The sequence below is a fragment of the Collinsella aerofaciens genome, assembly GCF_015558785.1.
Lineage (GTDB): Bacteria > Actinomycetota > Coriobacteriia > Coriobacteriales > Coriobacteriaceae > Collinsella > Collinsella aerofaciens_P.
The window spans coordinates 1-24,826 of sequence record NZ_JADMOP010000010.1 but is presented as its reverse complement, the minus strand read 5'-3'; the positions used below and the strand labels follow the sequence as shown (position 1 = coordinate 24,826).

Here is a 24,826-nt window from a genome sequence, read left to right as displayed (position 1 = left end):
ACGATAAACCAAACGGGGCGCGCGAGGCCTCGTGTATGCTGGAAGACGGCATTTTTCAGAGTGAATGCATACCTTGGTAAGGAGTTTGCCGATGGCGATTCGGGCGATGGGGCCGAGCGGACAACACAAGACTGGATTGGATGCTGCCGGTGCGGCGCTGCCCGAGCTGCTGGCGCCGGCGGGCGGGCTCGACCAGATGTTTGCGGCCATCGCCGCGGGCGCCGATGCCATCTATGCGGGGTTGGGCGGCTTTAACGCCCGTGTGAGTGCGCACGGTTTTACCGACGACGAGTTTGCGCGCGGCTGCGCCGTGGCGCATGCCCATGGCGTGCGTGTGTACGTGACGCTCAACGTGTTCGTGTTTGACGATGAGTTGTCCGACGCGGTGGCGTTGGGAGCTCATGCACTGGAGCTGGGCGCCGATGCTCTGATTGTCGCCGATGCCGGGCTGGCCTGCGCGCTGCGCGCGGCGATTCCCGGGGTCGAGATTCACCTGTCCACGCAGGCGGGCGTTCATAGCGAAGGCGCCGTGCGACTTGCCGCCGATGAGCTGGGGGTCGAGCGCGTGACGACGGCACGCGAGCTGACGGTCGACGAGATTGCGGCGCTATGTGCCACGGGCGTGCCCATCGAGGTATTCTGCCACGGTGCGATTTGCATCGGCTATTCGGGGGCGTGCGAGTTCTCGGCCCTGCGGCGTGGGCGCTCGGCGATGCGCGGCGACTGCACGCAGCTGTGCCGTCTGGCGTACGACCTGGTGGACGAGGCGGGGCAGAGCGTTGTCGCCGTCGAGGGAGATCGCCTGCTGTGCCCGCGCGACTATCTGGGTATTGCACATCTGCCCGAGCTTGTAGATGCCGGCGTGGCGTCGCTCAAGATCGAGGGGCGCATGAAGAACCCCGATTACGTATTCAACGTGGTGCGGGTGTGGCGCCGGGCACTCGATATGCTGTACGACGGCGCGTGGGACCCCGGTGCCGTGGAAGAGCTTGAGCGCGAGCTGGGAAGGTCGTTTAACCGTGGGTTTACCGATGCGTACCTGCGAGGGCGTTCGGGTGCCGAGCTGATGAGCTTTGAGCGTGCGATTAACCAGGGCGTGCGCGTGGGGCGCTTGGTCGCTGTGGGCCACGAAGAGGTGACCGTTGAGCTCGACGCCGCCGTGGCGGCGGGTGACACGCTCGAGATCCGGTTTTATCCGGGTGCCGACGCGCGTCCCGATGTGCCCAAGCGCTGGCCGCAGGTGCCCTGTCCGGTGGATGCCGCAGCGGGGGAGCGCGTCGTCGTGCATTGCAAGCGTAAGGTTGACACGGGCTGCGAGGTGTACCTGATTCGCAGCGCCGGCGTGTTGGATCAGACGGCGGCGGTGTTGGAGCGCATGCGGGCCGAGGCGGATGCGATTGCGCCCGTTGAGCGTGCCGTTGAAGTGCTGCCCTTTGAGGGCGTTGCGGTGGATGGCGGTGCATCGACGGAGTTGGTGGAGTGCGCGGTTCCCACTCGCATGGTTTTTGCTTGGCAGCTGATGGATGCCGACCCGCGCGGAGAACTCGATTTGTCCGACGCCGTTGTGGTGCTTGACGAGGTGTGCCGCGCGAGTGACGCTGACTGGACCCGCTCACTGATGCAGCGTGCCGGGCGCATCGTCTGCCGCAACCTGGGGCAGGTGGCGATCGCTCGCGAGCTGGGCGTGACGTTTGACGTGGCGGCGCCGGTGTTCTGCGCGAATCGGGCCACGCTTACCTGGCTGCGCGGATTCGGTGCGGGGCGGGTGTACTTGCCGGCCGAGTTGCTCGGCAATGATGCGGAGCGTATTGCCGAGCTGGCTGCTGAACCCGGCGTCTTGGGTCCGGTCGACGCCGACCGTCCCGAGCTTATGGTGTGCGAGCACTGCCTGCTGACCGCCGAGGGCGTCTGCGCCACCGATGCGACGGGACAGGTTCGTTGCCGCGACTGCTTGCGTCGTCGGCAGGTACGCTATCTGGTCGAGCGTGACGGTACACGTCTGCCAGTTGCCATTGACGCATGCGGCAGGACGAGGATTTTCCTGTCGTAGGTGCCGCGTCGCGTCAGTTTGTTATCATAAGAGAGTTTATGGACTTCCAGCACCGCCGTTTTCGGCGAGGGTGCTATAGAAAAAGGAGGATACCCAATGCTGTCTGTTGACGAGCAAATGCGTATCATCACCTCGGGCGCCGCGCAGATCGTTCCCGAGGCCGACCTTCGCAAGAAGCTTGAGAAGGGCGAGCCCCTCAACATCAAGCTCGGCGTCGATCCCACCAGCCCCGACCTGCACCTGGGCCACGCCGTGCCCCTGCGCAAGATGCGTCAGTTCCAGGACCTGGGCCACAACGTCACCCTCATCATCGGCAACGGCACCGCGCTGATCGGCGACCCTTCGGGCAAGAATTCCACCCGTCCGCAGCTTTCGCAGGAGCAGATTGAGGCCAATGCCGAGACCTACGTGAGCCAGGCCATGAAGATCCTGGATCCCGAGAAGACCACCATCGTGCACAACGGCGACTGGATCCTTTCGATGGACCTGGCCGGCCTGCTGCAGGTGTGCTCCAAGTTCACCGTCGCCCGCATTCTTGAGCGCGACGACTTTACCAAGCGCTACCAGTCTCAGACGCCGATCGCCCTGCATGAGTTCCTGTATCCCGTGATGCAGGCTTTCGACTCCGTGCAGATCAAGGCCGACGTGGAGATGGGCGGCACCGATCAGCTCTTCAACCTGCTCGCTGGCCGTGAGCTCATGGAGAAGATGGGCATGGAGCCGCAGATCGCGCTCACCATGCCGCTGCTCGAGGGTACCGACGGCGTGCGCAAGATGTCCAAGTCATACGGCAACTACATCGGCCTGACCGACGCTCCCAAGGATATGTTCGGCAAGACCATGTCCATCCCCGATGAGATGATCGGCAAGTACTACCGCCTGGCGAGCTCGCTCACCCCGGCCGAGGTCGACAAGATCGACGCTGCCCTGGCCGATGGTTCTGCCGACCCCTACGAGCTCAAGCGCGCTCTGGGTCGCGACCTGTGCGACACCTACCACGGCGTCGGTGCCGGCGACGAGGCTCAGGCCGAGTTCGACCGCGTGTTCAAGGAGGGCCAGCTTGCCGACTTCCCCGAGAAGCACGTTGAGCTGACCGTCAACGACGAGGGCCAGATCTACCTCGCCGGCCTGCTTAAGGACCTGGGCCTTTCGGCGAGCGCCGGCCAGGCCCGTCGCGACATTGACGGTGGCGGCGTCAAGATCAACGGCAAGGCGGTGGCTCCCAAGAGCTATAACATCGATCCCAGCGCCCTCAAGCTGGGCGACACCCTCTCCGTGGGCAAGCGCAAGGGCTTCAAGTTGGTCTAACGAGCGAGTTGACCTCACAAGTGCAATAAGGCCGCAGCCGGGAATCCCGACTGCGGCCTTTTTTGGCACTTGGGGACGTTCCTTTTGTGCCGGCACTTTGGGACACTCCTTGTCATTGGTGCAAAGCAACCTCTCCTCATTGCACCAAGTGGCGTGTGCCGTTAAGCGGAGAGGCGTATTGTTGACCCATCGTTTGGGCATACAATGGCTATTGGTCTGCTGCGGTGAAGGTCTGTCCGCTCCGCAGCTTTTTTCTACGGTTAAAGGAGTATGTATGTCCGTTGAGGTCATGAGGTCTGTGATCGAGGCCGCCGAGGGCCGCGTGCCCGTCGACACGCTGTTTATCAATGCGCAGATTGTCGACGTGTATGGCCAGCGTGTGGCGCCCGGCAGCGTTGCCGTCAAGGACGGTGTGATCGTCGGCGTGCTCTACGATGGTCGCGACGATGCCGCCGGCACCTACGAGGCTGCCGAGGTCATTGACTGCCAGGGCCGCTATCTCGCCCCCGGCTTTATCGACGGACATCTGCACATTGAGTCCTCGAACATCCGTCCCGCCGAGTATGCGCGCATGGCGGCGACGCGCGGTACCACCACCGCCATTGCCGACAGCCACGAGATCGCCAACGTGGCGGGGCTCGACGGCCTGCGCTTTATGATCGAGGACGGTCGCCGCGCGCCCATTTCCATCAAGTACATGATGCCCTCATGCGTGCCCGCGCTGCCCGATGAGCAAGCGGGCGCTGTGATTACCGCTGCTGACATGCAGGCGTTTTTTGCCGAGCATCCGGGCGACGTTTTTGGCCTGGGCGAGATGATGAACCTGCCGGGCGTCTTTATGGCCGATCCCGAGACCTGCGCTCGCATCGATGCTGCCAACCAGACGCCGTCCAAGCAGGTCGACGGCCATGCGCCGCTCGTTGCCGGCAAGGACCTCAATGCCTATGCCGCGGCGGGTATTATTGCCGACCACGAGTCGACGATTCCCGAGGAGGCGCTCGACAAGCTGTCTCGCGGCATGTACGTGATGCTGCGCGAGGGTACGTGCAGCCATGATCTGGCCAACCTGTCGCCGATGCTGCTGGAGAATCCCGCGCGCGCCCGCCGCTGCTGCTTTGCGACTGACGACCGCGCTCCTTCCGATGCGCTTGCAACCGGCATGATCGACAATGCCTGCCGCGTGGCGATTGAGGCCGGTATCGACCCCGTGGTCGCTATCTCTATGGCGTCCCTCTCCACGGCCGAGGCGTTTGGCCTGGATCACGGCTGCCGCGACCCGCACGAGCTCCGCGGTGCGATTGCCCCGGGCAAGCGTGCCGACCTGCTGGTGCTCAATGACCTGACGTTTGCCACGGCTCCGCATCGTGTATATGCCGCCGGTGCCCTGGTGGCGCAGGACGGCACCTTTGTGGGCGAGATCGCACCCGAGATGGCCGAGGTTGCGGCCCTTGCCGATGAGCTGCGCGCCTCCGTTAAGCTGCCGAAGCTTTCGCTCGACGTATTCGACTATGCCTTTAAGCCGGGCGAGGCCGTGATTGACGTGGTGCCGGGCAAGGCCATCACGGGCATGGTTCGTCCCGAGAGCGCCGAGGGCCTGCGCCGTATTATGCTGATCGAGCGCCACGGCCGCGGCGTGTCGCTGCAGGCCGAGGGCGCCGACGGTGACGGCCCCGCTGGCCTGGGACTCGTTGGCAAGCATATCGGCCGCGGCTGGGTGCGCGGCTTTACCATCACGGGTGGTGCCATCGCCTCGACGATCGGACACGACTCGCACAACGTGTGCGTCGTGGGCGACAACGCCGCCGATATGATGGCCGCCGTTGATGCCGTGGGCCAGGGCGGTCACGTGCTGGTGCGCAACGGCGAGGTCGTGGCGCGCATTCCGCTGGCGCTCGGTGGCCTGATGAGCGAGGGCACGGCCGAGGATGTCGCCGCGCAGCACGACGACTTTATGGTCAAGGCGCGTGCCATGGGCATCGAGCCGCCGCTCGACCCCATCATGGGCATCATTTTCCTGCCCCTGCCGGTGATCCCGACGCTCCGCATCCGCCCCGAGGGCATGTTCGACGTCACGACCTTCACCTACGCCGACTAGTCATCGGGGACGTTCTTAAACGACTAGTCGTCGGGGTGGCGTGTCGCCTGACGCCGCGACCGTGAGACCTCTGGCATGTGTGAGCTATTTGCTAGGTCCTTGTAACGTTTACGCCCGCAGAGTCTTATTTGAGCTCCCTTTGGGTACGTTGGAATTGGATATACGTCCGATTCCATCAAGCCCGAAGGGAGCTTTTCTATGTTTAAACTGATTGCATCCGATATGGACGGCACGTTGCTTGACGAAAACGGCCAGGTGCCTCCCGAGACCTACGAACTGATTCTGGCGCTACACGAGCATGGCGTGCATTTCGCCGCATCGTCAGGCCGTCGTTACGACCGCCTGTGCGAGTTCTTTGCACCTGTTCGCGACAAGATGGACTTTGTCGCCGCTAACGGCGCCCAGGTCTACGCCGACGGTAAGATGGTAGACCGCGAGGTGTATTCGCACCTGGCGATTCGAAGGCTCGCCCAGGCCGTCGCGACGTTTCCCAATCTGCATCTTGTACTTTTTGACCGAACCAAGTCCTTCTTGCTCGATGACGAGTGCAAGTTCGTGCGTGAGGTCGATAAGGACCTTCCCAATGCCGAGCGCATTTGGGAGCTGCCCGATCCCAGCGTAAATATCATCAAGGCGAGTATCTTTTGCGATGACGGTGCCGTTATGGACAGCGCTTACGTACTACAGCGCGAACTCGGTCAGCTCTTTACTTTTGCGCCTTCGGGCAACGCGTGGATCGATGCCATGCAACCCGGTGTGTCGAAGGCCTCGGGCATCGCACAGCTCATGGAGCACTATGGCGTCGAACGCGACGAGGTCATGGCGTTTGGCGACTCGATGAACGACTACGAGATCATTCGCTTTGTCGGCACGGGCTGCGCGATGGAAAACGCGCGCCCCGCGCTCAAGGCAGTCGCCGATCGCGTGGTGGGGTGCAACCGCGACCACGCCGTCCAGCAGGAGCTCCGTCGCGTGCTGGAGAGTCTCGCCTAATTCGGCGGATGGGGACAGTCCTTGCGGCGCCCCGCGAAGAGTGTCCCCAAATTAGCTACCCTGCCGGGTTGCTGCTGCTAGGCGAGGGCGGCCATGATGGTGCGGGCGACGCCGTCGTGGTCGTTGTCGTATTCGGTGATGGCGTCGGCGGCCTCGCGGTCTTCGGTCTCGGCGTTGATCATGGCCATGCCATGGCCCGCTGCCTGCAGCATGGGGATGTCGTTGATGTTGTCGCCGAACGCCCAGGCGTCGGCGAGACGCTCGCCCAAGTGCTCGCATAGCCACGTGAGGGCCGTTCCCTTGGTGGCGCCCCCGCCCATGACCTCGATATTCATGGCGTACGAACGTGTGACCTCAATGCCTCCGAGCGTGTCGAGCTCCGCCGCGATGGCGTCGCGATCGGCCGGGTCGTGCCAGTACATGGCGATGCGTTCGAGCGTCTCGACCTCGTCGATCTTGCTGTCGATATCCATGTCGATCGGTGTTCGTGTGCGCTTGAGCGAAGCCGCGATGTGGGGGTCGCCGCCGCAGAATTCGTCCAGGCGCGTGTAGAGCGAGCGGGGGAGGAAGCACTGCCCATCCGCGAAGATATCGAAGGTCACATCGTGGCCGGCGGCGATGCGATGGATGCGATGGGCAATGCCGCAATCGAGCGGACGGCTCAAGATGCACGTGGCGCGCGAGGCGTCGGTGGGCACATCGTCGTCGAGCTGCCAGACGCTGGCGCCATTGGCGCAAACGGCATAGTGCACGGCGGTATGGGCGAGGATGGGCTCAAAGATGCCCGACAGCGGACGTCCCGTGCAGGGCACAAATTCAATCCCGCGTCGAGCGAGCTCGTCGAGCATCGCCCAGGTGGCATCGCTCATCTGCTTATCGCTCGTCAACAGCGTTCCATCCATATCGAAAAACACAATCATTTGATGTAGCCCTTTCTGCTGGCATAAAAAGCGTGGCCGAGGGCGATGATGCCCTGGCCACGCTCGGGTTCTATAACGGTCCGCGTCCTAGCGATCGGCGAGCGGCTTGTACTCCAGCGGCTCGATAACCGGGCGATACGCGGGGCGAATAATGCGGTGCGCGCAGAAGAGCTCTTCCATGCGGTGTGCCGACCAGCCGGCCATGCGGGCGACGGCGAATAGCGGCGTAAAAAGCGTCTCGGGTACGCCGAGCATCTTGTAGATAAAGCCCGTGTACAGGTCGATGTTGGCACAGATGGGCTTGGTCATGCCGTGGTCGCGCATCACCTGCGGTGCCAGGCGCTCGATGCGCTCGATGAGCGCGAACTCCTCGCCCAGGTCCTTCTTGGCGGCAAGCGTGCGCGCGTAACGGCGGCAGACCTCGGCACGCGGGTCGCTCAGCGTGTAGACGGCGTGGCCCATGCCGTAGATGAGGCCCGTGCCGTCGAAGGCCTGCTTGTCGAGGATCTTGCTCAGGTAGGCTGCGACCTCGTCCTCGTCCTCCCAATTGGAGACATGCGCACGGATGTCCTCGTGCATGGACACGACCTTGGCGTTGGCGCCGCCGTGGCGCGGGCCCTTGAGCGAGCCGATAGCTGCGGCGTAGGCGGAATACGGGTCGGTGGCCGAGGAGGACAGCACGCGGCAGGCGAACGTGGAGTTATTGCCGCCGCCGTGCTCGGCATGCAGCATAAGCATCACGTCGAGCAGCATGGCCTCGTCGCGGGTGAATGCCATGCCGCCGCGCAACACCTGTAGGATGGTCTCAGCGGTGGAGAGGCCGGGTGTGGGGTGCGGCACATGAACCTCGGAGCCGCGGCGCTTGGCGACCGAGGCCATATGCGCGAAGGCGGCGATGCGGGGGAGACGGGCGAGCATGGAGATGGCGACGTCGATTTCGTGTTCGGGTGTAATGGCGTCGGGCTCGGCGTCGAAGGCGTAGAGCAGCAGCACGGCGCGCTGAAGCACATTCATGATGCTCGACGACACCGTGGTCATGGGGAACTCACGGACGTATTCGTCGCTCAGGTGCCTAAAAGCACCCAGGCGTCCGCAAAAACCGTCGAGTTCCTCTTTGGTGGGCAGCGAGCCCGTGATGAGCAGATAGGCGACCTCTTCGTAGCCGTAGCGGTTCTCGGCCTGGGCGTTGTTGACCAGATCCTCGATGCTGTAGCCACGAAGCGTGAGCTTGCCCTGATCGGGCACGACTTTGCCGTCGACCTTGTTGTAGCCGTGCACGTCCGAGATGCGGGTAAGGCCCGCGACCACGCCCGAGCCGTCGGCATTGCGCAGGCCGCGCTTGACGTTGTGCTCTACGAACAGGTCCTCGTCGTACGGGGCGGTCGGCAGGCCGTGGTAGAGGTTTTCGCTTTCGGGCGAAATCTGACGGCTCGCCTCGTAATCCAGAACCAGGCGGCTCAGGTGATCGTCGAAGCGGTAGTAGATTTTCTTGGCGTCGTAGGCCATGCGCGCTCCTCTCCGGTCCGCTTTGGGGCCGCGCGCTTGGACGATATGACGTCAAGCTGCCCCGAGCGGCTTGTTCGCTACAGGCGGTACATAAAGTTGAAGACGTCCTCGCGCTGGATGGACACGTTGACGCCCGAAAGCTCACCGGCCTCGGCCAGGGCCTTCTGCAGCTCGGCGAAGTCGAGCTTGGACTCGGCGGTGTCGGCCAGCATGGTCATGGTGAAGATGTCCTCGATAATGGACTGCGTGATGTCGCGGATGTCGACGTTGGCCTCGCCCAGGACACGGGTGACGCCGGCGACGATGCCGGGGCGGTTCTTGCCAAGGACGGTGATGACGATACGGGAGGACGAGATCTCGGCCATGGGAAACCCTTTCGCGTGGTTGCGGCGCGCGCGGGGCGCTCCGCTACGGTACAGTGTTTATCATTGTACCTGTCTGGCGCAAAAAAGGCGCGCTCGCTGCGGCGTTACATGCCTGCAACATGAGCGTAAGGGGGAAGGCCGTACGGGGAAGAGCCGTCTGGCGCATGTCCGGCTCGTGTTGGGTTGATTTCCGATCTCAGCCGAACACATTGAGCGGACAGGCCGTTCCCGCAGTCAGCCGAACGCCTCCGACGGCTGATTCCGAACTGGAAGCGGAGGGCATCCCCGCCCTTCGGTAGGGGATACCGCTCCGCGGCGCATGCCGCGGGCGGCGCCCCTATCGGACCACCGTGACCTCAGTTGGGATGGGCCCAGCACTGCCGCGTACTCGGTGAGCTAGAGCCAACTGTTCGTCTTCACGTCGCGTATGGCGATATTTCGGTCGTCCGGCTCGGTGATGCCGTAGCCGAACGCCTGGAGCGTCTCGATGGACTCCTGGATCCTCTGTTGGAACATGGGACCCGGATCGACCCTCGGCCCGAGGTGCCCGCGCCAAAGGCACGGCGTGGCGCGCAGCATGTTATGGATTTTGGAGATGGGCTCGATGTCGGCGTAGACGTTGAGCGTCGCGATGGCGTCCTTGTGGCCGAGGATCGATTGGAGCGCCTTGATATCGCCGCCTTGGCGGATCCACTGCGTTGCGAACGTGTGGCGAAGGCCGTGGAACGTGATCAGCTCGTCGTTGGTGCCCATGAGGCCGTTGGTCTCCGAGAACGTCTTGAACGCCCTGCGGATATAGCTTGTCGTCGCGAAGGTCGCGCCCGGCTCCGACAGGATGTAGCAGTCCCCGATCTCGACCGCCCCGGTAAGGCCGCGCAAGCGCAGCTTTCCGCAGTCGATCTCGTGGGTCTCCTTCAGGAAGGGGAGTAGGCCGACCGGGTCGATGGGGATACCCCTGGCGTCATGGGTCTTGGTGTCCTTGATGAACGAACCCATTCCCTTCGCGTACGCCACCGAGTGTCTGATCGAGATCAGGCCCGTCTCGAAATCCACATCGCACCACCGAAGGCCGCAGACCTCGCCGATTCGCATCCCCGTGTGCAGGGCGAGTACGACCGCCCTCTAATCCTCGGCGGACCAATCGAGTCCGAACTCCTTTCGGGCATCCTCTTCGCTCATGACTTCGAGAAGGTCTCCGGGTTGGCAACGAAGGGCGAGGCATAGCTGCTCGAGTGTGTTGAAGCGAATGCCGCGAATATGCCCTTTTTTAATACGGGACAGGTTCACGGGCGTGGTTCCAATCCTTTCGGCAAGTTCGTTCGAGGAAATCTTTCGCTCGGCCATGATCTTGTCGAGGCGAACAATTACGGGCATGGCGTTTCCTTACGCAATCTCGTCGGAGTCGAGGTACAGCTCTCGGGCGTACAAGAAGAGCTGGGAAAGCATGAACAGGACGATGCCGAGAACCAGAGAGGTCCAATCGAATGATGAAGCGATCTCTTGGGCGCCGACGGCCCCCTCGCCGCCAAACATCGAAACGGAGGTTTTGAGTGAGCCGGCGTAGAGGCTGGTGGCAGCTTGAACAACGAAGAGAATGCCGAGCACCTTCAAGCATGTCGCAGACCCTTTCTTGAAGGGGTCTCCGCTCTTGATCGTCCACACGAGAACGGCGCTGAGGATGGTCGTAGCGATACCGATGACGGCAGGGACCAATGTCGAGATCGCAAGGGCTGGATACGCGGGGGAGTCTGCAATTACAGGGTTGTCGAGCACTTCGATTGCTGGCTTTAAGGAGAACGCCACTTGTGCGATGGCGGTGGCGCAAAGGGTCGCAGAGGCTATCGCACATGCGATGCGGAAGGAATGAAGCCGGGGAGTGCGATTGTCGGAACTCATAATAACCTCCGAAGAATTTAAAAAACTCAGGTTACTTTTTAACAGTTTATGTTAAATTGACTTTGCCGGCAAGTAATAAGGGCCGAGCATTTTGTTCGGCCCCTCTGTTCCGACTGGATGAGGTTAAGGTTGGCGATGAATATGCTCAAAATCTCGAAGGCGATCTTTAGGTCGCTTCTCTCCTCCAGGTCGCTCTGTGTTGTCGTTGTTGCGTTGATGGTTCTTTGTGCTCTGCCCGTCTTCAGGAGCGCGGCTGGCATCGACGGACGGGTCGAATACCTCGAGTCGGGAATAACCCGTGTTGAGCAGGAATTGTCAGCATCCTATGCGGATGCGCTTGTGAATGCGGGGGAGGACGGTGTCTATACCTCTTCATCAAGCATGCCCGCGCTTCTGTACCCTCTTGCCGCGGGACGTCTTATCTTGGCACCGCTCTCTCCCCTACTTCCGTTTCTGCAGATATCGGATGGAGAGTACACCTATTATGACGGATCGAAGGAGTACTTGCTATGGGTCGCAACGGCCGTTGCCGTCTCGTTCCTTGCCGCGCGTCTTAACAAACGTGAAAAGCTCATCATCCAGGCACCGATGGGCGAGCTGGGTAGACTTGTTGCATCGAGCGTATGGGCGAGTGTTTTTGCAATGCTTGCCGTACTCGCCATCAATCTTCCAGGGATAATCGCCGCGCTTGTGAAGAATGGCCCGGGCTCGCCGTTCTATCCGATAGGCTACATTCAATATGCGACTCCGGTTATCAAACCGGCTTGGCTGGTGTTCGCGCAGACGGCCATCTTGCAATTCTTGGTGGCAGCGTTCATCTCGCTTGTCGTTCACCTTGCCGTGAAGATTGCCAATAACCCTACGCTTGGAATCGTGTTCGTATGTGCCCTGATGGGGGTGACGATGGTTCCCGGGTATTACGGAAGATCCATCGCTTTACGTGAGTTCGCCCTGTTGAATCCCCTTACGCATGCGAACACTGAGTTGACCGTCGGCGCCTATAGCCCGTACCCGACAACGCAGATAGTGAATCTGCCTGGACTTTGCTTCGAGCGTGGCGCGATTGCCCTCGTATGCGCAATCGGGATCGAGGTGCTGGCAATTAGCCTGCTTTGCGTTGCTGGAAAGAGCGGCTGCGCGTGCCCGATATCCCCGATTTGTCTTGAGAGAGGTTCCTTCACTGCATCGAGAACGGCAACTCGTTCGAGCGCTTGTGCCTCCGCCGTTGCATACGTAAGAACGATGGGGAAACTGCTCCTGCGTTCTCCTACCCTCGCCGTATGCGCGATTGCAATGTCGACGACGATGCTGGCCCCGGCTCTGGTCGAGATGTTTCCTGACGCTGATAACGTTTCCGCTGTTCGGTATAGGGATGGGGAGCTCCGTTCAATAGATCGGTATCTAGAGCAGAACGCTGCGAATATGGACGTCGAGGGCAAAGCGGCCCTGGAAGACATGCGGGATGCTCTTTCGGGTTTCGTGTACGCGCCTATGCCTGCGGAGGGGTTTCGAAGCCTTGCGACGTACGAGCGCGCTCGAGGTGAGCTGGGCGCGGCAGATGCGACTCTCCTGCAATCGATCGGAATCGAGCCGGAGACTCCTTCTCGTGCGGAGGCGCGCGCCCTTCTGCTTGAGTCGATCGCGAGCTTGCCGGACCCCAAGGTTTACGAGTTAAGTACGAAGATGCCCCCATTAATCCTCCTTTCGTATCTCCAGGCAGCGCTTCCCTCCTTATTTTTGCTGTTGCCCGTGGTTGTCACATCGCTCGCGTGCACCCACCTGCAGTGTCGTTCCCTTCTGGTTCTCCAGATCCCCGCAACAGCGCATGTGCGTTTTCTGACGGCTGTTGCGCTGGCTCTCCTGCTTGGCTTGGTGCTGCTTTTGGTGTCGATGGTTCCCGCTGTCGTTGTGTCCGTGATTAAGAACGGTGCGGGTGGATCGGAGTATCCCGTCGCTCTCATTCGGGCGGGAGCTTCGACAACGTCCATGGTGGGGGAGGCGGTGTTGTGCAGTATTCCGTTGCTGGTCATGGCATACGGCGTGATTTCCGTCGTCGCTGCGTTGACAGCAGCGATTAGCCGCAACCCCGTTGTCACCGGAATGGTTTGCGCGGTTCTCTTGGTGTTGGGTTCGTTGAGCGCTCATGTTGAAAGCGTGGGCATGGGCGTCGCGCTGCTGGCTCCATTCGCCTCGTTTGATCCCGCTTCCCAGGTGGGGACGATTGGGTTCCTTGGGCGAGGGACGAACGCGATGCCTTTTGGAGAGGTCGTCGGCGCATCGGGCGCTCTGCTGGTGGTCTTGGGCGCCGTATCTCCGTTGATGGTGCGCCTGAGTGTTCCAAAGATCGAAAGGGGATGATCTCGATGATTGACCTTCAAACGCTGACGATCTCTTATGGAAAGAAGGTGCTCGTAGATTCGGTGAACGCTGAGTTTGCCCCGGGTACGGTCTACGGTCTCGTCGCTCCGAACGGGCATGGAAAGACGACGTTGCTGCGTGCGATGGCAGGTTTGCCGGGTCCTCGCGTGGACGGGAGCATCGTTCTGGATGAGGTGCAGGGTACGGGTGCGAGAGAGGTCCGTTCTATGATCTTCTATGCACCTGGTGAGGGGACGCTGCTGTATCCCGGATTGCGTGCGGAAGATCACCTCAAGATGGTTTGCGATATGTGGCCGCATGCTCGCGATATCGAAGAGATAGTGGAACAAACGCAGATAGGCGAGTTCGCGAAGATGAGGATCCGCACTCTGAGCCAGGGCATGAAGCAGCAGCTTACCCTGGCGATTGCGTATGCGACGGGCGCGCGGTACCTTCTATTAGATGAGCCCATGAACGCGCTCGACCCCAGCAGGGTGGACTTGCATTCCGAGATTCTCAGGAAGCTGGCCGATTCTGGTACGTGCATCATCATGTCATCCCACATCTTGGATTCGGTCGATAGGCTGTGCGATGAGATTCTGTTTTTGAAGGATGGGAGGCTCATTAGAAGCATTCCGCAAGATGATGCTGCGCCGAAGTCTCCTGGATCCCATTTCGCAAAGCCTGCCGGACGCGCCGAGGGTGCGCTAAGCACGTATCGGCGACTCTACGAAAAGGGCGGGTAGAAATGCAAGTTAAAAATCTATGTGGTCAATATAATACCGTTGAACCCGCGTATCGATACCGTTCAGCCATTCGCCTCGCCCCCGTCGCACGCATCTTCATCCGGTCTGTTACTTTTAATCTAACAATTCTTTGAGGAACGTAGGTGCTTCCAAATGTACTGTCGACTTCTTCTCAAACTAATCCTAAGAGACAGGGCCGTATGGATCTCTACGCTCGTTCTCGCTGCAGCCTTCTCCATCCCCATTGCGTTCAATTCACCCATCTACGGGCCCTTCTTTATGAAGCAGGGCATGCAGAGCTTTGTCGACGCATTCAATACGCGCGCGCCCCAGGCCGACGGCATGGACCTATCGCCAGAGCAGCAAGCTGACGCGGAGCTCGCAAGGTACGCGAACGCCGCCCTCGCCGCTCAAACCGACGCCGCCTTTCTCGATTCTGCCGAGAGCTACTACGCGCTCATGGACGAGGGCTTCCAATCCGGGTCCATCGTGGGGGACCAGGAGACCAATGACGCAGACCTCGCGTATTGCCGCGCTCTGAGCAGCTCCGGCATCGCGGATATCCCGGCCTCCGCAAGCGACCTGCCATTCCTTTCCTTCCTGCCTTACGCCATTGCCACGGCGCCGTCTTTCCTTCCCTTCATCCCCTTCCTTCTCTCGTCGATACTCGTGCTCGGCGCCACAAGGCCCGGGACCCTGGCGGCAAAGGCGCCCGCGCCCAAATTCCGGCGCCTTATCCAGATCGTGTTTTCGATAATCGCCGCGGGGACCGCGATGCTCCTCGCCGGCCTCGCACCCGGGGGCATTTACGCCTTGGCCCTAAACGGCTTCGGGCAAATTGGGTACCCGATCGCCTTCTTCCATGACGGCGCGCTTGCCACCACGACCGCGGGAGACGTCTTCACGACCCTGCTTCTCGCGCTGCTTGCGGGCGGAACCTTGATATCCGTTTGCTCCGTCGTCCTATCGACCGCAACGAGGCGCGTCCTCGCGGGCCCCCTTGCCTCCGCGCTGCTTGTCGCGGCCCCGGCATTCCCGTTACTGTCCGATTCGGCACTGGGGCATAACGCCGCGCTCAATCTCCTGCCGCTGGCCGTGTTCTCGCCTATCGAGGCAACGGGTTACGTGGGATGCTTCCCGACGGAATTCATTGGCTCCGGTTCAGGCAGAGCATCGATGCTTGCCGTGGCCCTGGCATACGTCGCGGTCCTTTTTGCGGTCGGCGCCGTTGCGGCACGTTCGCCCAAACAGGCTGGACCCGCTAAAAAGCACCATGGGCTCGAGCTTCTGGACGCGAGCGTGGGATACGGGAGTACGACGGTACTTTCAATCGGATCGCTTTTCCTGAGCCCGGGAACGGCGGCGGGCCTCGTTGCTCCCAACGGCTCGGGGAAAACCACCCTTCTTGAAGCGCTGTCGGGCCAATTTCCCACCCGTATCCACTCGGGAAGCCTGGTGGCAGACGGAATCAGCCAACGTCAATCAGCCGAATTTGCAGAACTCGTCTACCTGAGCTCTTCAGGCGGCACGGATCTTTACCCCACGCTATCAGCCCTCGAGCACCTTGCTTTCGTTAGGGAGGCGTGGAAATCGGCCACCGACATCGACTCGCTCTGCAGCTCCCTCGGAATCTCCTCATATCTCGACAAGCCGACCCGTAAACTCTCGACAGGAATGAAGCAGCAGGTAAAGCTTGCCATGGCGATATCGACCGGTTGCCCGTACCTTATCCTCGATGAACCGCTGAACGGCCTCGATCCGGGAAAACGGAAAACCTCCTGCGACGCGATGCGCAGCGAAGTGGCGCGGGGACGCAGCGTGCTCATTTCAAGCCATCTACTCGACGACCTGGCAGACCTTACCAACTCGTTCTACTTCATCGAAGCCGGCACGCTCGTGGAAAAGATCAAGTCGTCCTCGCAGACGCTCAAGCAGGAATACCTCGATACATACGAGGGAGGTGAATGACATGAAACTATTTGAACAGCTGAAGTCCAATGCGTCGCGCATGGCTGTCTACGCCATCCTCGTGGCAACGGCTTTATGCGGAATCGCGGCACCCGTCTATGCGCTCAACGGAGAGAAAGGCGATGTCGAACCCGCGTACATGGCTTCGACGGTTAAGGACCGGTACAAAGCCTTCTCTGGAGACACGTTTTACGTAGCAGAGTACGACACGACCTACCGTCAGCTTCGCTACAACAAGGGCTACGACTATCTAGGCGCAGAGGCAATCAGCTATACGTCGGGTTGGTACCGCTCCAACTATGGACACATAACCCAGTTCAAGTGTAACTACCGTGTGTACAACTAAAGCAACCGGCTGTGACGAGGGGCGACGCAAAAGCGTCGCCCCCGTTTTTAACCATGTCAACTGAACCTAGTTCAGTTTGGTTGATTTCCGATCTCAGCCGAACACATTGAGCGGAAAGGCCGTTCCCGCAGTCAGTCGAACGTCCCCGGGGCCCTTCTCAGGCCCCGGGGACGGCATTTTCCCAGTTGAAGGAACGGTGGAGATGTGTTTCGATGGGTCAGATTCGTGTCGTTCCGAAAAGACCGTGAACCTTTTGTGGGACACGCGGCGCCGTGGTACCATAGCTGAGTTTGTTGTCTTGGTCGGAAACCAAGACGCCTTATGCGCTGATCGGTAACCAGCGCCTGACCAATAAGGAGTCCTACCATGAAGCAGGGTATCCATCCCCAGTATGTCGAGTGCACGGTGACGTGCTCCTGCGGCAACACCTTCAAGACGCACGCTACCGTGTCCGAGATGAAGGTCGAGCTTTGCAACGAGTGCCACCCGTTCTACACCGGCCAGCAGAAGTTCGTCGACACCGGTGGACGCGTCCAGCGCTTCGCCGACAAGTTCGGTGGCGCCGCTGCCGCCCAGCTCAAGAAGGCCGAGGAGGCCAAGGCCGCCAAGGCCGCCAAGGCTGCTGAGGCCGAGGCCGCTCGCAAGGCCGCCGCTGAGGCTAAGGCTGCCGAGAAGGCTAAGCGTGCCGCTAAGTTCGCCGAGGAGGCTGCCAAGCAGGCTGCTGAGGCTCCCGCAGAGGCTCCCGTCGAGGAGGCCGCTGCCGAGGCCGAGACCACCGAGGCTGCTGAGTAAATAGCTCGCCGCGGAATCACTCGCATTCAGGGCATGAGGGCCGTGCATCCATTTGGGTGCACGGCCCTTTTCTTTTTGATTAGTGCAAACTAACCTGTCCCCATGGCATCAAATGGCGGAGAGGCGGCGTTTGCCCAGATAAACCCTCCAAAATTAACCTGTCCCATTGTGGCAGGTTGGTCGTAGTTATTACGTGGCGGTCGAGCTCGACCGTATAGGCCGCGCCTTGTTTGGCTAAAGTACAATCATCTGTGTTTAACTCGCCCGCAGCTGCACGGCGTGGGCGATGGCCAAAAAGGAAAACCACATGGGATTCATGTCAAAGCTGCTGTCCTTTGGATCCGATAAGGACCTTAAGCGCTACTACAAGATCGTCGACCAGATCAACGGTCTTGAGCCCCAGTTTGAGAAGATGACCGAGGAGGAACTCCGCGCCCAGACCGATAAGTTCCGCGAGCGTTACGCCAACGGCGAGTCGCTCGACGACATGCTTCCCGAGGCCTTTGCCACCGTGCGCGAGGCTTCCAAGCGCACCATGGGTATGCGCCACTTTGACGTGCAGCTCATTGGCGCCATGGCGCTGCACGAGGGCCACATCGCCGAGATGAAGACCGGCGAGGGCAAGACGCTCGTCTCCACCTTGGCCGGCTACCTCAACGCTATCGCCGGCAAGGGCGTGCATGTCGTTACCGTCAACGATTACCTGGCAAAGCGCGATTCCGAGTGGATGGGCCGCATCTACAAGTACCTGGGCATGACCGTCGGTCTGCTCCAGAACAACATGCCGCTCGAGCTCAAGCGTCCGGCCTACCAGGCCGACGTCACGTACGGCACCAACTCCGAGTTCGGTTTCGATTACCTGCGCGATAACATGGTTACCCGCCCCGAGCAGCGTGTGCAGCGCGGCCACAACTACGCCATCGTCGACGAGGTTGACTCCATCCTGATCGACGAGGCGCGTACCCCGCTCATCATCTCGGGCGCCGGCACCAAGTCCGCCAGCACCTACAAGGACTTCGCGCGTGCCGTGCGTGGCCTTGAGCGCGGCGAGGACGTGTCGCACGACATGCTCACCGCCACCGAGGACGTCGAGCCCACGGGCGACTACGTCATGGACGAGGCCAAGCACACTATCGCCGCCACCGAGCGCGGTCTTAAGAAGATCGAGCGCCGTCTGGGCATCGAGGACATCTACGCCGACCTTTCGGGCCAGCTGGTCAACCACCTGCAGCAGGCGCTGAAGGCCCAGTACATGTTCCACCGCGATAAGCAGTACGTGGTCACCAACGGCGAGGTCAAGATCGTCGACGAGTTCACCGGCCGCATCATGGAGGGCCGCCGCTATTCTGAGGGCCTGCACCAGGCCATCGAGGCCAAAGAGGGTGTGCTCGTACGCGAGGAGAACCAGACACTCGCCACCATCACCCTGCAGAACTACTTCCGTCTGTATGACAAGCTTTCCGGCATGACCGGCACGGCACTTACCGAGGATGCCGAGTTCCGCGAGATCTACAAGCTGCCTGTCGAGGTCATCCCCTCCAACAAGCCCGTGCAGCGCGTGGACCACGAGGACCTGGTGTACCGCACCATTCAGGCTAAGTACAACGCCGTCGCCGACGACGTTGAGCGTCGTCACGCCAAGGGCCAGCCGGTCCTGGTGGGCACCGTCTCCATCGAAAGCTCCGAGAAGCTGTCCGCCGCCCTTACCAAGCGCGGCATCGCACACGAGGTCCTCAACGCCAAGCACCATGAACGCGAGGCCCACATCGTGGCCCAGGCCGGACGCTACGGCGCCGTGACCATCGCCACCAACATGGCCGGTCGTGGTACCGACATCCTGCTGGGCGGCAACCCCGACGAACTGGTGCGCGAGCGCCTGGAGTACGAGGGCCTGACCATGGAGGACGTGACGCCCGAGCAGCTCGAGCAGTTTAACGCCGAGGCCAAGGAGACTTGCAAGGCCGAGCGCGAGCGCGTGCTTGCCGCCGGCGGCCTGACCGTTATCGGCACCGAGCGCCATGAGTCCCGCCGTATCGACAACCAGCTGCGCGGCCGCTCCGGTCGTCAGGGCGATCCGGGCGAGACCCAGTTCTACCTGTCGCTCGAGGACGACCTCATGCGCCTGTTCGGCGGCGACAAGATGGACCGCGTCTCCAAGATGATGGTCACGGCCGACATGGGTGACGACATGCCCATCCAGCATAAGATCATCTCCAAGGCCGTCGAGAGCGCCCAGCACAAGGTCGAGAGCATCAACTTCTCCATGCGTAAGAGCGTCCTTGAGTACGACGACGTTATGAACAAGCAGCGCCAGGTCATCTACGCCGAGCGCAATAAGATTCTGGACGGCAAGGACCTGACCGACCACATCACCGAGGTCATGCACGATACCGTCTACCGTTGCGTGCAGGAGTTCTGCACCAAGGACAGCCACGATGGTGAGCGCGACCTGGAGGGCCTGCGCAAGTGGGTTGTGGAGCTCACCGGTCACATCGATACGCCGAAGTTCCCCGACGAGGATTTTGAGGCCCTGGCTGCCGATGTCCTGGCTTACGTAGAGAAGTGCTACAACATGAAGGCCGAGCGCTTGGGCGAGGACCTGATGCGCGAGCTCAACACCCAGGTCATGCTGCGCGTCATCGATACCCGCTGGATGAACTACCTGCAGGAGATGGACTACCTCAAGACCGGCATCGGCCTGCGCGGCTTTGGCCAGCGCGACCCGCTGGTTGAGTACAAGACCGAGGCCTACGGCGCGTTCCAGATACTCGTCGATACCATGTATGAGGATTACCTGCGCACGGTTCTGCGCATCGAGATCAAGGCTGCCCCGCGTGCCGTGGAGCACAAGGAGGAGCCCGCGCTCGAGGGTGCGCGCTTCTCCGGTCCTGCCGAGGTCGATGGTGACAACGGCGACTCGGTGCTGCGCAAGCAGGCGCAGGTGCAGGCCCGCACGGCTGTCCAGGGTGGTCCGGCTGCCGTCAACAACGGTGGCAAGGTGACCACCTATCGCAAGTCCGAGAGCGACGATCCGTACGTTAACGTGGGCCGCAACGACCCGTGCCCCTGCGGTAGCGGCAAGAAGTTTAAGTACTGCCACGGCAGGAATCGTTAATGGCTGAGGCTTTAGAGGTAACGCCCGCCGAGCTGGACGCGTTCGCGGACCGGCTCGGCGAGGTCGAGTCGTATCTCCACCTGGACGAAAAGCGCACGCGCGTGACCGAGCTCGAGGCCAAAAGTGTTGCCCCTGGCTTTTGGGATGACGCCGACGCCGCCCGTGCCACCATGGAGGAGATCGCGCGTACCAAGGAAGATATCGCTGCCGTGGACACCGCGCGCGGCGAGCTTTCCGATGCCCGCGCCGCGCTGGAGCTTGCCGAGGAGATGGGGGATGACCCCGACGCCGTCGCCCTTCGCGAGGAGGCTACAGCCACGGCTGAGCGCCTGGCCCGGGCCATCGATGAGCTTGAGCTTTCGAGCTGGTTTACCGGTGAGTTCGATCGCGGCGATGCCATTGTGACCATCAAGCCCGGACAGGGTGGTCTGGAGGCCCAGGACTGGACCTTCATGCTCTTTAAGATGTACATGAAGTACTGCCAGCGTCGCGGCTGGAAGGTCACCATCAACGACTGTCCCGCAGCCGAGGTCATCGGCATCGACCGCGCGACCTTTACCGTCGAGGGCAAGGACGCATTTGGCATGCTGCGCGCCGAGGCCGGCGTCCACCGCTTGGTTCGCATTAGCCCCACCGACGACAAGAAACGCCGCCAGACCACGTTTGCCGGCGTCGAGGTCATCCCCGTGCTACCCGATGATATCGACATCGAGATCAGTCCTGATGACATCCGCGTGGACGTGTACCACGCGAGCGGCCCGGGCGGTCAGGGCGTCAACACCACCGACTCCGCCGTGCGCGTGACGCATTTCCCCAGCGGCATTGTGGTCACCTGCCAAAACGAGCGCAGCCAGATCCAGAACAAGGCCGCGTGCATGCAGATCCTCAAGGCTCGCCTGTACGAGATTGAGCTCGAGAAGCGCGCCGAGGCCCTGGATGAGATTCGTGGACCCAAGACCACGATCGGCTTTGGCAACCAGATTCGCAGCTACGTGCTCTACCCGTATCAGATGGTTAAGGACCTACGCACGGGCGTGGAGACCAGCAATGTCGAGGCAGTTCTTGACGATGGCGACCTGGACCCGTTTGTTATTGGCTACCATCGCTGGGCGACCGGCAACGCCGATGCAGAAGGCTCGGAGGTCTAAAACATCGGGCGGCTTCAAGCCGATGCCAAGCCTAACGGTTGGACGGGTTTGTATCCAGAACAAACCCTGCGCAGGGGTGGTTTTTGTTCGGCGAATCGGTAGAATCGAATACAGCAAGAAGTTCAAAGCGCATCCGTTTGGGTGCGCTTTTTTGAGGGAGGCAGCATGGCATATCGTCTGGACATCAAGCGCATTCTTTCGATGAACTTCTTTCACGACCTGCCCCAGATCATGTTGGGGTGTGCCTTGGCCGCCATCGCGACCGACTTGTTTTTGATTCCCAACGGTCTTGCCGCCGGTGGCGTTACGGGCCTTGCGACTATTATCCAGGCTGTCGGCGCGGCGCGAGGCGTGTCGCTTCCCGTCGGTATCCAGACCATCGTGATGAACGCCTTGCTGTTGTTGGTCGTTATGCGCGAGGGTGGCATGTTCTACGTGGTGCAGACCGCGACGGGCTTTGTGCTGCTGGGCTTCTTTACCGATCTGTTCGCCCCGTTTGTAGCACCTCTGGCGGATGCGGACCTGATGCTCCCTGCCATGTGGGGCGGCATTATTACGGGCATCGGTTACGGCATGGTGTTGCGCGCCGGCGCCAACACCGGCGGCTCGGACACGATTGGCCAAATCATCTCGCGTAACACCTCGCTGCCGGTGGGCTCGACCGTCATGGCGATCGATGTTGCCGTATGCGCGCTGTCGGCTCCGGTCTTTTCAATCGAAAACGCACTATATGCAGGCCTTTCGATGGTCATTAGCGGCTACGTGATCGATGCCGTGGTCGATGGTGGCAACAAACGCCGTATGGTACTCATCATCTCGGACAAGTTCCCTGATATCGCTGCCGATATCATGTATGGCCTGGGTCGTGGTTGTACCAAGTTTAAGGCGACTGGCATGTATTCGGGTGCCGAGAAGCCGGTGATTATGGTCATCGTGAGCCGTCGAGAGCTCAATACCCTCAAGACGATCGTGCGCGAGCGCGATCCTCACGCCATTGTGACGGTCGCTGACGTTACGGAAGCCTTCGGCGAGGGATTCAAGGACATTAGCGCGTAGGGTCGACTGCGTTCCATCCAAAAGACGTTCACATTGATAAACCGTTTCATCAGCGGTTCTGCCTGCTCAATTGTTCAAATAATGATAAATACTCTGGTAAAGCTTCCAGTTTCCAGCATAATGAATGACGTACGTGCATTGCGGCTGTGTTGGGATTACCTTCGGTGCCGTGCGCATCTTGTCTTAAGAGGATGAAAGGAAGGCACAATGAGCGACGAAGAGCTCAAAAAGGTTGCCAACGAGGTAAGGAAGGGCATCGTCACCGGCGTGCACGCTGCCAAGTCCGGCCATCCGGGCGGTTCGCTCGGCGCCGCCGACATCATGACCTATCTGTACTTTGAGGAAATGAACGTCGACCCAGCTAATCCCCGCAAGGCCGATCGCGACCGCTTTGTGCTCTCCAAGGGCCATTGCGCTCCGGGCCTGTACGCCGTGCTCGCCGAGCGTGGGTTCTTCCCCAAGGAGGACCTCGAGACGCTGCGCCATATCGGCAGCCACCTGCAGGGTCACCCCAACATGAACGACACCCCGGGCGTCGACATGTCCACCGGCTCGCTCGGCCAGGGCATCTCCACCGCTGTGGGCATGGCCGTTGCCGCCAAGCACTGGGGCGATACTTACCGCACGTACGCCCTGCTGGGCGATGGCGAGAGCGAGGAGGGCCAGGTCTGGGAGGCCGCCATGTTTGCCGGCAACCAGCAGCTCGACAACCTCTGCGTGATCGTCGACCACAACGGCCTGCAGATCGACGGCCCCGTCGAGGAGGTCAACGACCCCATGCCGCTGGCAGACAAGTTCCGCGCCTTCAAGTTCCATGTGGTGGAGCTCGCCGACGGCAACGACTTTGACCAGATCCGCGCCGCCTTTGCCGAGGCCCGCGCCACCAAGGGTCAGCCTACCGCCATTATCGCCGAGACCACAAAGGGCAAGGGCGTCTCCTTTATGGAGAACCAGGTGGGTTGGCACGGTAAGGCCCCCAACGATGAACAGTTTGAGCAGGCCATGGCAGAGCTCACGGCCGCCGGAGAGGAGCTCTAGGATGGCAGATGTCAAGAAAATCGCCACGCGCGTAAGCTACGGCGAGGCCCTCGTCGAGCTCGCCAACGAGCACGATGACTTTGTGGTCCTCGACGCCGACCTGGCCGCCGCCACGCAGACCGGCAAGTTTAAGGCTGCCTGCCCCGACCGCTTCTTCGATGTGGGCATTGCCGAGAGCAACCTGATGGGTGTTGCCGCCGGTATCGCAACCACCGGTCGCGTTGCCTTCGCGAGCACCTTTGCCATGTTTGCCGCCGGCCGCGCTTTTGAGCAGGTCCGTAATTCCATCGGTTATCCGCACCTCAACGTCAAGATTGGCGCCACGCACGCCGGTATCTCGGTGGGCGAGGACGGTGCCACGCACCAGTGCTGCGAGGATATCGCCCTTATGCGCGTCATTCCCGGCATGACCGTCATCGTTCCCGCCGATGACGTCGAGGCTCGCGCCGTGACGCGCGCCGCCTACGAGTGCGACGGCCCCGTCTACATGCGCTTTGCCCGTCTGGCCTCGCCGGTCATCAACGACCCCGAGACCTACAAGTTCGAGTTGGGCCGCGGCATCGTCATGCGCGAGGGCGCCGACGTTACCATCATTGCCTGCGGTCTGATGGTCGGCGAGGCCCTTGAGGCCGCCGGGCAGCTCGCTGCCGAGGGCATCGACGCCGAGGTCATCAACATGCACACCATCAAGCCCATCGACGCCGATCTGGTCGTCAAGAGCGCTACCAAGACCGGCCACGTCGTGACCGTCGAGGAGCACTCCGTGATCGGTGGCCTGGGCAGTGCCGTTGCCGACGTCCTGTGCGAGCAGTGCCCGACGCCGCTCAAGAAGATCGGCGTCAACGACACGTTCGGCGAGTCCGGCCCGGGCGCCGAGCTCCTGCGCAAGTACGGCCTGGACGCCGCCAATATCGTGGCGACCACCAAGGAGTTCTTGGCATAAGGCAAGGTGGATCTCAAGGACTGCTTCGCCAGAACTATAAAACTGCTTCGCCAGTACTATGGAAACCCGGCAGGGGCGCTCTCTTGGAGGGCGCCCCTGTTTCAGTTTCAAGACTTTAGTCCGCTGGCCGCGCAGCGGCCAGCTTTAAACCACCCGCTACGCGGGTGGAGACAAACGGCTTTA

20 protein-coding genes are annotated in these 24,826 nt (G+C 61.2%); 14 read left to right on the top strand and 6 right to left on the bottom strand.

All coding sequences use genetic code 11. The features are described from left to right. The first annotated feature begins 91 nt into the window (after positions 1-91). The 4 genes from I2G40_RS05990 to I2G40_RS05975 all read left to right on the top strand — a co-directional run bounded on the left by I2G40_RS05990 (position 92) and on the right by I2G40_RS05975 (position 6,446). The gene (locus I2G40_RS05990; RefSeq protein WP_195544480.1) at positions 92-2,050 is read left to right on the top strand and encodes a U32 family peptidase; all 1,959 of its coding nucleotides are present in this window, start codon (positions 92-94) and stop codon (positions 2,048-2,050) included. 96 nt (positions 2,051-2,146) lie between these two features. Further along, positions 2,147-3,358, top strand: coding sequence for a tyrosine--tRNA ligase (gene tyrS, locus I2G40_RS05985; RefSeq protein ID WP_195544479.1), 1,212 nt, complete (start codon positions 2,147-2,149; stop codon positions 3,356-3,358). A 274-nt stretch (positions 3,359-3,632) separates the two neighbouring features. Then, positions 3,633-5,453 carry an adenine deaminase gene (locus tag I2G40_RS05980; RefSeq protein ID WP_195544478.1) on the top strand — a complete coding sequence of 607 codons (1,821 nt, stop codon included), beginning with the start codon at positions 3,633-3,635 and terminating at the stop codon, positions 5,451-5,453. Positions 5,454-5,651: 198 nt separating this feature from the next. Continuing rightward, a complete protein-coding gene (locus I2G40_RS05975; protein ID WP_195544477.1) occupies positions 5,652-6,446 on the top strand; it encodes a Cof-type HAD-IIB family hydrolase in 795 nt (264 codons plus the stop codon). Between the two features lie 77 nt (positions 6,447-6,523). On the opposite strand, the gene I2G40_RS05970 is transcribed toward I2G40_RS05975, so the two are convergent. From I2G40_RS05970 to I2G40_RS05945, 6 genes are all read right to left on the bottom strand, one after another. Continuing rightward, a complete protein-coding gene (locus I2G40_RS05970; protein ID WP_195544476.1) occupies positions 6,524-7,366 on the bottom strand; it encodes a Cof-type HAD-IIB family hydrolase in 843 nt (280 codons plus the stop codon). 87 nt (positions 7,367-7,453) lie between these two features. Then, complete coding sequence (locus I2G40_RS05965) at positions 7,454-8,872, bottom strand: citrate synthase (RefSeq protein ID WP_195544475.1); 1,419 nt, start codon at positions 8,870-8,872, stop codon at positions 7,454-7,456. A gap of 77 nt (positions 8,873-8,949) precedes the next feature. Then, complete coding sequence (locus I2G40_RS05960) at positions 8,950-9,237, bottom strand: ACT domain-containing protein (protein WP_006235289.1); 288 nt, start codon at positions 9,235-9,237, stop codon at positions 8,950-8,952. A 396-nt stretch (positions 9,238-9,633) separates the two neighbouring features. After that, positions 9,634-10,341 (bottom strand): site-specific integrase, encoded by a 708-nt coding sequence (locus I2G40_RS05955; protein ID WP_267489501.1) that lies wholly within the window; start codon positions 10,339-10,341, stop codon positions 9,634-9,636. Between the two features lie 18 nt (positions 10,342-10,359). Then, positions 10,360-10,611: a helix-turn-helix domain-containing protein gene (locus I2G40_RS05950; protein WP_006235292.1), complete on the bottom strand. Its 252-nt coding sequence runs from the start codon at positions 10,609-10,611 to the stop codon at positions 10,360-10,362. Between the two features lie 9 nt (positions 10,612-10,620). After that, positions 10,621-11,133, bottom strand: a complete 513-nt coding sequence (locus I2G40_RS05945; protein WP_006235293.1) for a DUF2975 domain-containing protein — start codon at positions 11,131-11,133, stop codon at positions 10,621-10,623. 135 nt (positions 11,134-11,268) lie between these two features. Between I2G40_RS05945 and I2G40_RS05940 the strand changes: the two genes are divergently transcribed. The 10 genes from I2G40_RS05940 (at position 11,269) to I2G40_RS05895 (ending at position 24,643) form a co-directional block, all read left to right on the top strand. After that, the gene (locus tag I2G40_RS05940) at positions 11,269-13,491 is read left to right on the top strand and encodes a hypothetical protein (RefSeq protein ID WP_195544473.1); all 2,223 of its coding nucleotides are present in this window, start codon (positions 11,269-11,271) and stop codon (positions 13,489-13,491) included. 5 nt (positions 13,492-13,496) lie between these two features. After that, complete coding sequence (locus I2G40_RS05935) at positions 13,497-14,237, top strand: ABC transporter ATP-binding protein (RefSeq protein WP_117769450.1); 741 nt, start codon at positions 13,497-13,499, stop codon at positions 14,235-14,237. 279 nt (positions 14,238-14,516) lie between these two features. Beyond that, positions 14,517-16,205, top strand: a complete 1,689-nt coding sequence (locus I2G40_RS05930; RefSeq protein WP_195544472.1) for an ABC transporter ATP-binding protein — start codon at positions 14,517-14,519, stop codon at positions 16,203-16,205. Position 16,206: 1 nt separating this feature from the next. Beyond that, the gene (locus tag I2G40_RS05925) at positions 16,207-16,551 is read left to right on the top strand and encodes a hypothetical protein (RefSeq protein ID WP_006235302.1); all 345 of its coding nucleotides are present in this window, start codon (positions 16,207-16,209) and stop codon (positions 16,549-16,551) included. Between the two features lie 366 nt (positions 16,552-16,917). Beyond that, positions 16,918-17,343: a 50S ribosomal protein L31 gene (gene rpmE, locus I2G40_RS05920; protein WP_006235303.1), complete on the top strand. Its 426-nt coding sequence runs from the start codon at positions 16,918-16,920 to the stop codon at positions 17,341-17,343. 307 nt (positions 17,344-17,650) lie between these two features. After that, positions 17,651-20,458 (top strand): preprotein translocase subunit SecA, encoded by a 2,808-nt coding sequence (gene secA, locus I2G40_RS05915; protein WP_195544471.1) that lies wholly within the window; start codon positions 17,651-17,653, stop codon positions 20,456-20,458. Continuing rightward, positions 20,458-21,606, top strand: a complete 1,149-nt coding sequence (gene prfB / locus I2G40_RS05910) for a peptide chain release factor 2 (protein WP_195544470.1) — start codon at positions 20,458-20,460, stop codon at positions 21,604-21,606. The genes secA and prfB overlap by 1 nt, the downstream gene beginning before the upstream one ends. Positions 21,607-21,771: 165 nt before the next feature. Then, positions 21,772-22,662 (top strand): YitT family protein, encoded by an 891-nt coding sequence (locus tag I2G40_RS05905; protein WP_006235307.1) that lies wholly within the window; start codon positions 21,772-21,774, stop codon positions 22,660-22,662. 207 nt (positions 22,663-22,869) lie between these two features. Beyond that, a complete protein-coding gene (locus I2G40_RS05900) occupies positions 22,870-23,700 on the top strand; it encodes a transketolase (RefSeq protein ID WP_117769458.1) in 831 nt (276 codons plus the stop codon). A 1-nt stretch (position 23,701) separates the two neighbouring features. After that, the gene (locus I2G40_RS05895; RefSeq protein ID WP_195544469.1) at positions 23,702-24,643 is read left to right on the top strand and encodes a transketolase family protein; all 942 of its coding nucleotides are present in this window, start codon (positions 23,702-23,704) and stop codon (positions 24,641-24,643) included. Positions 24,644-24,826 lie beyond the last annotated feature (183 nt).